The 8,798-nt window shown below is 71.8% G+C and carries 9 protein-coding genes; 1 reads left to right on the top strand and 8 read right to left on the bottom strand.

Annotation, left to right across the window (positions count from 1 at the left end):
• Nucleotides 1-9: 9 nt before the first annotated feature.
• The 5 genes from PV364_RS38850 to PV364_RS38870 form a co-directional block, all read right to left on the bottom strand.
• On the bottom strand, nucleotides 10-1,182 hold the full coding sequence (locus PV364_RS38850) for a lysophospholipid acyltransferase family protein (RefSeq protein WP_319665657.1): 1,173 nt from the start codon (nucleotides 1,180-1,182) through the stop codon (nucleotides 10-12).
• A gap of 34 nt (nucleotides 1,183-1,216) precedes the next feature.
• Nucleotides 1,217-2,260: an NAD-dependent epimerase/dehydratase family protein gene (locus PV364_RS38855; RefSeq protein ID WP_319665658.1), complete on the bottom strand. Its 1,044-nt coding sequence runs from the start codon at nucleotides 2,258-2,260 to the stop codon at nucleotides 1,217-1,219.
• Nucleotides 2,261-2,504: 244 nt separating this feature from the next.
• Nucleotides 2,505-2,603: a 30S ribosomal protein bS22 gene (locus PV364_RS38860; RefSeq protein WP_003948845.1), complete on the bottom strand. Its 99-nt coding sequence runs from the start codon at nucleotides 2,601-2,603 to the stop codon at nucleotides 2,505-2,507.
• Between the two features lie 107 nt (nucleotides 2,604-2,710).
• Complete coding sequence (locus tag PV364_RS38865) at nucleotides 2,711-2,920, bottom strand: helix-turn-helix domain-containing protein (protein WP_319665659.1); 210 nt, start codon at nucleotides 2,918-2,920, stop codon at nucleotides 2,711-2,713.
• A 128-nt stretch (nucleotides 2,921-3,048) separates the two neighbouring features.
• Nucleotides 3,049-3,864: a phosphatase gene (locus tag PV364_RS38870; RefSeq protein WP_319665660.1), complete on the bottom strand. Its 816-nt coding sequence runs from the start codon at nucleotides 3,862-3,864 to the stop codon at nucleotides 3,049-3,051.
• Nucleotides 3,865-4,036: 172 nt separating this feature from the next.
• Here PV364_RS38870 and PV364_RS38875 point away from each other — a divergent pair, with 172 nt between their 5' ends.
• Nucleotides 4,037-5,593, top strand: coding sequence for a GMC family oxidoreductase (locus PV364_RS38875; protein WP_319665661.1), 1,557 nt, complete (start codon nucleotides 4,037-4,039; stop codon nucleotides 5,591-5,593).
• A 3-nt stretch (nucleotides 5,594-5,596) separates the two neighbouring features.
• On the opposite strand, the gene PV364_RS38880 is transcribed toward PV364_RS38875, so the two are convergent.
• From PV364_RS38880 to PV364_RS38890, 3 genes are read right to left on the bottom strand one after another with little or no spacing between them, the layout of a single operon-like run.
• On the bottom strand, nucleotides 5,597-6,772 hold the full coding sequence (locus tag PV364_RS38880) for an acetoin utilization protein AcuC (protein WP_319665662.1): 1,176 nt from the start codon (nucleotides 6,770-6,772) through the stop codon (nucleotides 5,597-5,599).
• Complete coding sequence (locus tag PV364_RS38885) at nucleotides 6,723-7,976, bottom strand: MFS transporter (protein WP_401975250.1); 1,254 nt, start codon at nucleotides 7,974-7,976, stop codon at nucleotides 6,723-6,725. Before PV364_RS38885 ends, PV364_RS38880 begins: the two co-directional genes overlap by 50 nt.
• Nucleotides 7,977-8,019: 43 nt before the next feature.
• Entirely contained in the window at nucleotides 8,020-8,682 is a 663-nt protein-coding gene (locus PV364_RS38890; RefSeq protein ID WP_319665663.1) for an HAD family hydrolase, read from the bottom strand.
• Nucleotides 8,683-8,798: the final 116 nt, after the last annotated feature.

Raw genomic sequence — 8,798 nt, forward strand, 5'->3', positions numbered from 1 at the left:
CCGCGTCCGTCAGAAGAACACCGAACGCCGTTGCACCAGCAGCTTGTAGAGCGTGTGCTGAATCGTTTCCCGTACCTGGTCGGTGAGGTTGAAGACCAGCATCGGGTCCTCCGCCGCCTCCGGCGCGTAACCGTCCGTCGCGATCGGCTCGCCGAACTGGATGGTCCACTTCGTCGGCAGCGGCACCAGCCCCAGCGGCCCGAGCCACGGGAAGGTCGGCGTCATCGGGAAGTACGGGAAGCCCAGCAGCCGCGCCGCGGTCTTCGCGTTGCCGATCATCGGGTAGATCTCCTCCGCGCCCACGATGGAGCACGGCACGATCGGCACCCGGGTCTTCAGCGCGGTCGCCACGAAGCCGCCCCGCCCGAAGCGCTGCAGCTTGTAGCGCTCCGAGAACGGCTTTCCGAGCCCCTTGAAGCCCTCCGGCATCACCCCGACGACCTCGCCGCGCTCCAGCAGCCGCTGCGCGTCCTCCGCGCAGGCCAGGGTGTGCCCGGCCTTCCGCGCCAGTTCGTTCACCAGCGGCAGCACGAAGACCAGGTCCGCGGCGAGCAGCCGCAGATGCCGCCCGGCCGGGTGGTTGTCGTGGACGGCGACCTGCATCATCAGCCCGTCCAGCGGCAGCGTCCCGGAGTGGTTGGCCACCACCAGGGCGCCGCCCTCGGCCGGGATGTTCTCGATGCCCTTCACCTCGACGCGGAAGTACGACTCGTACAGCGGCCGCAGCACCGACATGAGCACCTGGTCGGTGAGGTCCTCGTCGTAACCGAAGTCGTCGACCTCGTAGTCCCCGGTGACCCGGCGGCGCAGGAACGCCAGGCCGTGCGCCACCCGGCGCTCCCAGGGACCGCCCAGCAGGCGGTCGGCGGCCTGGCCGAGAGCGGCGGCCAGCGGCCCGCCCCCGGTGGCCGGCCGCGGCTGCGTGCCCTCGGCCCCTTCCGGGGCCGCTCCGGCCGCTCCGGCCGGTGTGACGTCCGGGCCGCCCGCCGCAGCCGTGCCGGTCTCCTCCGGCCGCGCGGCGGCCTGGTCCCGTACGGTGCGGTCCTCCACCGGCAGTGCGGCCAGCGCGTTCGCGCCGGAGGCCTCACCCGACGTGCGGGCGGCCGCACGCCCGCGCGACCGTGACGCCCCCCTACGCGTTCGCGTGTCCTCGTCGAACGGGATGACCTTGGCATCCGCCATGGCGCGATTCCTCCTCGCAGGAGTGCTCACAAGCTCAGTTCTCAGGGACGCCCGCGGGCACCAGCGCGGCGAGCCGGTCCACGGTGCGGGCGAGCCGTTCGGGCGGAAGCAGACCCGGGCCGTGACTGCGGGCGAAGTCACTGAAGGTCTCGGCGGTGGTGTACTTCGGGGCGAAGCCGAGAGTCTCGCGCATCTGTGTCGTGTCCACCACCCTGCCATGGGTGAGCAGCCGGATCTGCTCGCGCGAGAAGTCCGTCACCCCGGCCGTGCGCAGCATCTGCCCCACCCAGGTGACCGCGGGCAGCAGCACCGGCACGGTGGGCTTGCCGAGCCGGCGGGCGGTCTGCGACAGCAGCAGCACCCCGTCGCCGGCGATGTTGAACGTACCGCTGTTGATGGTGCCGTTGCCCTCGTCGCGCAGGGCCAGCAGCAGGACGTCCATGACGTCCTCCTCGTGGACGAACTGCAGCCGCGGGTCGTAGCCGAGCACGGTCGGCAGCACCGGCAGGGCGAAGTACTCCGCCAGCGGCGTGTCGGCGTTCGGGCCCAGGATGTTCGCGAAGCGCAGCACCGAGACGGCCACGTCCGGGCGGCGCCGGGCGAAGCCCCGCACGTACCCCTCGACTTCGACGGCGTCCTTGGCGAAGCCGCCGGTCGGCAGTGACTTCGCGGGCATCGACTCGGTGAAGACCGCCGGGTCGCGCGGCGCCGATCCGTACACGCTCGTCGTGGACTTGACCACCAGGCGCCGCACGGTCGGAGCCTTCTGGCAGGCACCGAGCATCTGCATGGTGCCGATGACGTTGGTCTCCTTGACGGCCGCGCGGTTGTTGCGGCCCGGCAGCGTCCCGCTCACATCCATGTGCACCACCGTGTCCACGGAGTGCTCGGCGAGCACCTTCGCGATCATCGGGTGCCGGATGTCGGCGCGCACGAACTCGGCGCCGTCCAGCTGGTGCTCCGGCGGAAGCACGTCGACGCCGACCACCCGGTCGACATCGGGCTCACGCATGATCCGTCGTACCAGCCGGCCACTGAGCCGGCGGGCGACCCCCGTCACGAGCACCACTTTGCCCAAGATCAGCGCCTTCCTTCTTACCGCATATACGCACCGTATCGGTTCGATGTTGCGCCGTGATGACGCACGACCGTACGAACACCGTCAAGGCGGCCAAGGAGATCCTGTCCCAGCCGGTGACCGGAGCCGCCACCGGGCCCCCCGTCCCGGCTGCCCCGCCGCCCGCGCCCGGAACGCCACTGCCCTCCCTCCACCGCGGATGGCGGTGGAGGGAGGGCAGTGGGAAGAGCGACGCGCAGCTCGACTACTTCTTGTTACGGCGCTGCACACGCGTCCGCTTCAGCAGCTTGCGGTGCTTCTTCTTGGCCATACGCTTGCGCCGCTTCTTGATGACAGAGCCCACGACTACCCTCGCTTCGTTTTCACTCGGTGCGGGGCGTCCGAGCCCACACGACCTACGTCGGCCAAGCCTACCCGCCCGGGGGCACCGAACATAAACCGAGGCAGTCGTCAGGCAGTTTCCACCCCCACGTAGGACTCGCGAAGATAGTCATGGACGGCCTGCTCCGGGACGCGGAAGGACCTCCCCACCCGGATCGCCGGCAGATGACCGCTGTGCACCAACCGATACACGGTCATCTTGGACACTCGCATCACCGCGGCGACCTCTGCCACGGTCAGGAACACGACCTCGTTGAGAGGCCTCTCGCTTGAAGCCATGACACACCTGAACCTTCCGCACATGACGGGCACCGGCTTCCCCTCCGGTGACTCCCTCTCGCATGTGCGCTCCTCCCCAGATTAGGTGCGCATGATGCAAGTGGGGAAGAGGAGTAGCGATCGGTTGACTACTGTGACAGACACGCTCGATTGAGTACATAGCGCGTAAGCGGTCGGTAGTAATCGGACCGCACAGCGTCATCAAGCGGAACCACGACCGAAACCCTGCCCTCCGCCTGGGCGACGAAAACGGCGGGGTCGTCGGAGTCGGCCAGCCCCACGGCCTCAATGCCCAGCTGACCTGCCCCGCAGACCCAGCCGTGGTCCCCCACCACAAGGCTCGGCAGCGGGCCGCCGTGCGTGGCCGCGCCGGCCAGGGCGACCCGAACCGGGAGCGGGGAGTGCGTGTGCACTCCGGGCGCACTCCCGGCGCCCTCACCCGGCGCACCGCGGACCACCGCGACGCCCCCTACGTAGCGGAGGTTGTGCGGGCGTAGGCCGAATTGCGTCGGCATGTCGACACGTCGACCATGCGATGGGGTGAGGACAGGACATCCCGCCGCCGACAGGGCCGCGGCCAATCCGGCGTAGAAGCCCAGGAGCCGGTGCGGATGCCCGGTCCCGAGGAGCACCGGCTCCCGGTCCAGCGCCGCTCGCCGCAGACGAGCGGCGAAGGCGTCCAGGCCGGCCAACGTGCGGTCCGGGTCGATCACATCTTGCCCTGACGTGTGGCTCGGATCAGGCGAAACCCCGCATTGGTCAGCCATCAGGCGGAGCAGTTCGGACGGCGTCCAGTTCCGGCCCGGATCCAGCCCCAGCGTCTGGCGCGGATCCCCGGCGGCGAACAGCCGGTAGCTGCGCAGGCTTCTCTCCCGTGTCGTCGCCACCGGCCCGGCGATCCCGACCCCCACCAGATGCGCGCGCAGCGCGCCCACACTCACCACGGGCCGATGGTGACCCGGAGCGGACCGCGGCCGCACCGGAACAGGCCGGACATCACTCGCGTGGGGCGGCCGTTCGGACCGGCGGTCCGACGACGGGGCCGCCGCGTGCCCGCCGCTCTTCCTAGACTTCCCAGAAGGGGGCAAAGCGCGCGACGGCGATGGGCGGTTCACCGTGACCGGCACCTTTCCGAACGGCACCGAGTTCGACTACGTCGTGGTGGGCGCCGGGTCCGCGGGGTGCGTGCTGGCCGCGCGCCTGTCCGAGGACGAGGCGGCCCGCGTGCTCCTCCTGGAGGCGGGCGGAGCGGACCTCCCGCCGGCCGTGGCCCTGCCGCCGGCCTGGCCGGACCTGCTGAACACCGCCCTGGACCGGGCGGACCGCACCACACCGCAGACCGAGACCGGCCTCACCGTGCCGTGGCCCCGCGGCCGCGGCCTGGGCGGCAGCTCGGCGATCAACGCCATGAACTTCCTGCGCGGCCACCGCTCGAGCTATGACGCCTGGGCCACCGAGGACGACGCCCCGGGCTGGGGCTTCGACGACCTCCTGCCCGCCTTCAAACGCACCGAGAACCTCACCGGCGTCGCGGACCGCGATCCGGCGCTGCGCGGCATGGACGGTCCGCTGCGGGTCGCCCCCGCCGCCGACCCGCACCCGCTCGCCCGGGACTTCCTGCGCGCCGCGGCACAGGCCGGGCACCGTCAGGCCCGCGACCTCTCCGGGGGCCTGGAGGAAGGGTTCGGCCGGGGCGACCTCAGCATCGCCGACGGTGTCCGGCAGGACGCCGCCACGGCCTACCTCCGGCCGGCCCGCCACCGGCCCGGGCTGCACATCGTGACCGATGCCCTCGTCCACCGGATCACCCTGGACGGCGCCCGCTGCACGGGCGTGGAGTACGCCGCCGACGGCGAGTTGCGCACCGCGCGCCGGTCCCGCTCCGGAGCGGTCGTGCTGGCCGCGGGGGCCGTCGGCACCCCGCAGCTGCTCATGCTGTCCGGCATCGGCCCGCGCAACCACCTGCGGGCCCTCGCCGTCCCGACCGCGGTGCACCTGCCCGGCGTCGGCTCGCACCTCCAGGACCACGTGCTGACCGGGGTCGTCCACCGCTCGGCCCGCCCCGTGCCCCCTGGCACCGACAACCACGGCGAGGCCCAGGGACTGATCCGCAGCGGACCACAGGCCCCCGGGCCCGACGTGCAGCTGCAGATCGTCGACGTCCCCCTGCGCGAGGACAGCCTGCCGGGACCAGAACCCGGCCTGGGCTGGACGATCATGGTCGCCCTCATGACGCCGTTCAGCCACGGCACGGTCCGCCTGGCCGGCACCACTCCCGGCGCGCCCCCGCGCATCGATCCGCGGTACTACGCGGACATGCGCGACTTCGACGCCATGGTCCAGGGCCTGCGCGCCGCCCGGGAGATCGCCGATGCCCCGTCACTCGCGGACTGGAGCGCCGAGGAAATCCTGCCCGGCCGGGACGTCGACGGCGAGAAGGCCCTGCGCGGCTACCTCTGCCGCAATCTGCGCTCCTATCACCACTACGCGGGCACCTGCCGCATCGGCACCGACGCGCACGCCGTCGTCGACCCCGCCCTGCGGGTCCACGGCGTGGACGGCCTGCGGGTGGCCGATGCCTCGGTGATGCCGCGGGTGGTCTCCGCCAACATCAACGCCACGGCCTACGCCATCGCCGAACGGGCCGCACAGCTGCTGCGCGACGCGGCCTGAGCGCTACGGCAGAAGCCCGTGCAACGGGAACACCGCCCGCCGGGTCGCGAGGATCGCCTGGTCCAGCCGGTCCGCCGGGTCGTACCCCGCCTCGTGGAACCCGGCGAAGGACACGTCCCGGCCGTCCGTCATCCGCTGCGGCGCCGTCTGCCGCGTCCTGCGGTAGACCTCCGCACGCCACTCCTCGGGCGTCGCCGCCTCCGGCGGCACCGGCCGCCCCGCGGCGATGCCCACCAGGTGCGTCCACGTGCGCGGCACGACGTCCACCACCGCGTACCCGCCGCCGCCCAGCGCCACCCAGCGCCCCTCGGCGTGCTCGTGCGCCAGGCCGTGCAGCGCCTCGGCCACCACGCGCTGCGCGTCCAGGCTCACGGCCAGGTGCGCCAGCGGGTCCTCGAAGTGCGTGTCGGCGCCGTGCTGCGTGACCATCGCCTGCGGCCGGAAGGCGGCGATCAGCTCGGGCACGACCGCGTGGAAGGCGCGCAGCCAGCCCGCGTCCCCGGTACCGGCCGGCAGCGCCAGGTTCACCGCGCCGCCCTCCGCGGCGGCGCCGCCGGTCTCCTGCGGCCAGCCCGTCTGCGGGAACAGGGTGCTGGGGTGTTCGTGCAACGAGATGGTCAGCACGCGCGGGTCGTCCCAGAACACGGCCTGGACCCCGTCGCCGTGGTGGACGTCCACGTCCACGTAGACCACCCGCTCGGCGCCGAGCTCCAGCAGCCGCGCGACGGCCAGCGCGGCGTCGTTGTAGACGCAGAAGCCCGAGGCCGCGGCCGGCATCGCGTGGTGCAGGCCGCCCGCGAAGTTCACCGCGTGCGCCGCCTCGCCCCGCCAGACCGCCTCGGCCGCGCCCACCGACTGCCCGGCGATCAGCGCCGAGGCCTCGTGCATGCCCGCGAAGGCCGGGTTGTCCTCGGTGCCGATGCCGTACGACAGCTCCGTGAGCGCCTTGGGGTCGGCCGACGCCCGCCGCACCGCGGCGACGTACTCCGCCTCGTGCACCAGCCCCAGCGTCGAGTCGCCCGCGGCCGGCGCGGCCGCGACCGTAGCCGCCCGATCCAGCCCGAAGGCCCGGATCAGCCCCATGGTCAGCGCGAGCCGCACCGGGTCCATCGGGTGCCCGCGACCGAAGTCATAGCCCGTTACCTGCTCGTCCCACATCAGCTGTGCGCGGCCGCTCATGGTCGCCACCGTATCGGGCGGGCTCCGTTCCGAACGAGCGGGCGTACAGCAGCGTGGCCGACACCAGCACCATCGGCACCAGCATGGCCCCCCGGTAGCTCCACGCGTCACCGAGCGCGCCCACCAGCGGCGAACCGACCAGGAAACCGACGTAGTTGAAGATGTTCAGCCGCGCGATCGCCGTGTCCGACGCCCCGGGGAACATCCGTCCGGCCGCGGCGAAGGTCTGCGGCACGATCACGCACAGCCCGAAGCCGAGCAGCGTGAAGCCCAGCATTCCGGCCCAGGGCCCCGGCGCCACCGCGACCACCGCGAAGCCCGCGACGGCGACCACCGCTCCGGCCCGCACGACCGCCGCGGCCCCGAAGCGCCGCACCCCCAGGTCACCGACCGACCGGCCGAGGAGCGTCGTCACCATGTAGACGTTGTACGGGACCGTCGCCAGCTGTTCGGAGCTGCCGAGGACGTCCTGCAGGTACTTCGCGCTCCAGTTGGAGACCGTCGAGTCGCCGATGTACGCGAACGCCATCACCAGGCACAGCGGAAGCAGCATCCGCATCGCGACGGAGGTGCCGGCCGCGGCGGCGGACGGCCCCGGCTGGTCCTGCGCCGCGGCCTTCGCGAGGCCGTCGGCCGCCGCCTGGTCGACGTACCAGCGGCTGCCCACCAGGGTCAGCGGGATCAGCACCGCCACCACCGGTCCGTACAGCACGGCCAGCGACAGGTGCCAGTGCGCCCCGGCCCACGCCAGCGACGCACCGAGGATGCCGCCGAAGCTGTAGGCGGCGTGGAAACCCAGCATGATGCTGCGGCCGTACCGCCTCTGGAGGCTCACGCCCAGCATGTTCATCGAGGCGTCCAGCCCGCCGACGCAGATGCCGAACACCGCGAGCGAAAAGGCGAGTTGCCACATCGTGTCGCCCGAGCCGGCACCCAGCAGCGCCAGGCACACCACCGGCTGCACCCAGCGCAGCACCGCGCTCGGCCGCACACGCTTCACCAGGTACTCGGTGGCCACGCTTCCGACGCCGGCGAGGACGGGCACCGCCGCGAGGAAGAGCGGCAACAGCGCGTCACTGATGTCGTACCGGTCCTGCAGGGCCGGGATACGCGTCACCAGGAGCGCGAAGGCCACACCTTGGGAGAAGAAGCTGACGGACAACGAGGCCCGCCCATGACGCAATCTGCCGTCGATGCCGTCCATGAGCGAGCAGCGTAGGGCCGAACCCTACGGACGGGTAGGTCGATCACATCATCAGTTTTCCCGGCAGGCCCGCCATATCGGCGAAGAGCGTCAGCGTCCCCGCGGACCCCGCCTCCTCCAGCCGCGCCTGCGGGGTCATCGCCGTGAAACCATACGCGTCCATCCCCGCCGCGACCGCCGCCCGTACCCCGAGCGGACTGTCCTCCACCACCGCGCACCGCTCCGGCGCGACACCCATCACACGTGCCGCGTGCAGGAACAGATCGGGCGCCGGCTTGCCGCGCCCCACGTCCTGCGAACTGAAGATGCGCTCCTCGCCGAAGTGCCCGTACAACCCGGTCTTCCGCAGGGCCACCCGGATCCGCTCATGGCTGCCCGACGACGCCACGCAGTACGGCACCCCGTCAGCGTCCAGCTTCTCCAGCACGTCCGCCACACCCGGTACCGGCTCCAGCTCACGACGGAAGCCCTCAAAGACCCGCGCGTAGTACGTCGCGTCGAAGTCCTCGGGCAAACGCTGCCCCGACCGCTCCGCCACCAGGTCGTGCACCCGGTGCATGGCAGAGCCCATGTAGTCCCGCAACGACTCCTCGTAGGTCGTCGGATGCCCGTGCTCGGTCAGCAGATCGGCGAGCACGTGGTTCGCGATCGGCTCGCTGTCGACGAGCACACCGTCGTTGTCGAAAATGACCAGGTCGTAGCGCACGCAGTCAACTGTAGTGGACGCAAAAAAGCCTCAACCCCCGAACCGGAGTTCGGGGGTTGAGGCTGAAGAATTGTTCGGCGGCGTCCTACTCTCCCACAGGGTCCCCCCTGCAGTAC

Origin of the sequence: Streptomyces sp. MI02-7b (assembly GCF_033793585.1) — a bacterium.
In the GTDB taxonomy this organism is placed as follows: domain Bacteria; phylum Actinomycetota; class Actinomycetes; order Streptomycetales; family Streptomycetaceae; genus Actinacidiphila.

Coding starts and splice junctions, on each gene's coding strand:
- PV364_RS38885 (WP_401975250.1), bottom strand. CDS start 7,976: ATGGACGGCATCGACGGCAGATTGCGTCATGGGCGGGCCTCGTTGTCC.
- PV364_RS38880 (WP_319665662.1), bottom strand. CDS start 6,772: ATGAGCGGCCGCGCACAGCTGATGTGGGACGAGCAGGTAACGGGCTAT.
- PV364_RS38865 (WP_319665659.1), bottom strand. CDS start 2,920: ATGGCTTCAAGCGAGAGGCCTCTCAACGAGGTCGTGTTCCTGACCGTG.
- PV364_RS38850 (WP_319665657.1), bottom strand. CDS start 1,182: ATGGCGGATGCCAAGGTCATCCCGTTCGACGAGGACACGCGAACGCGT.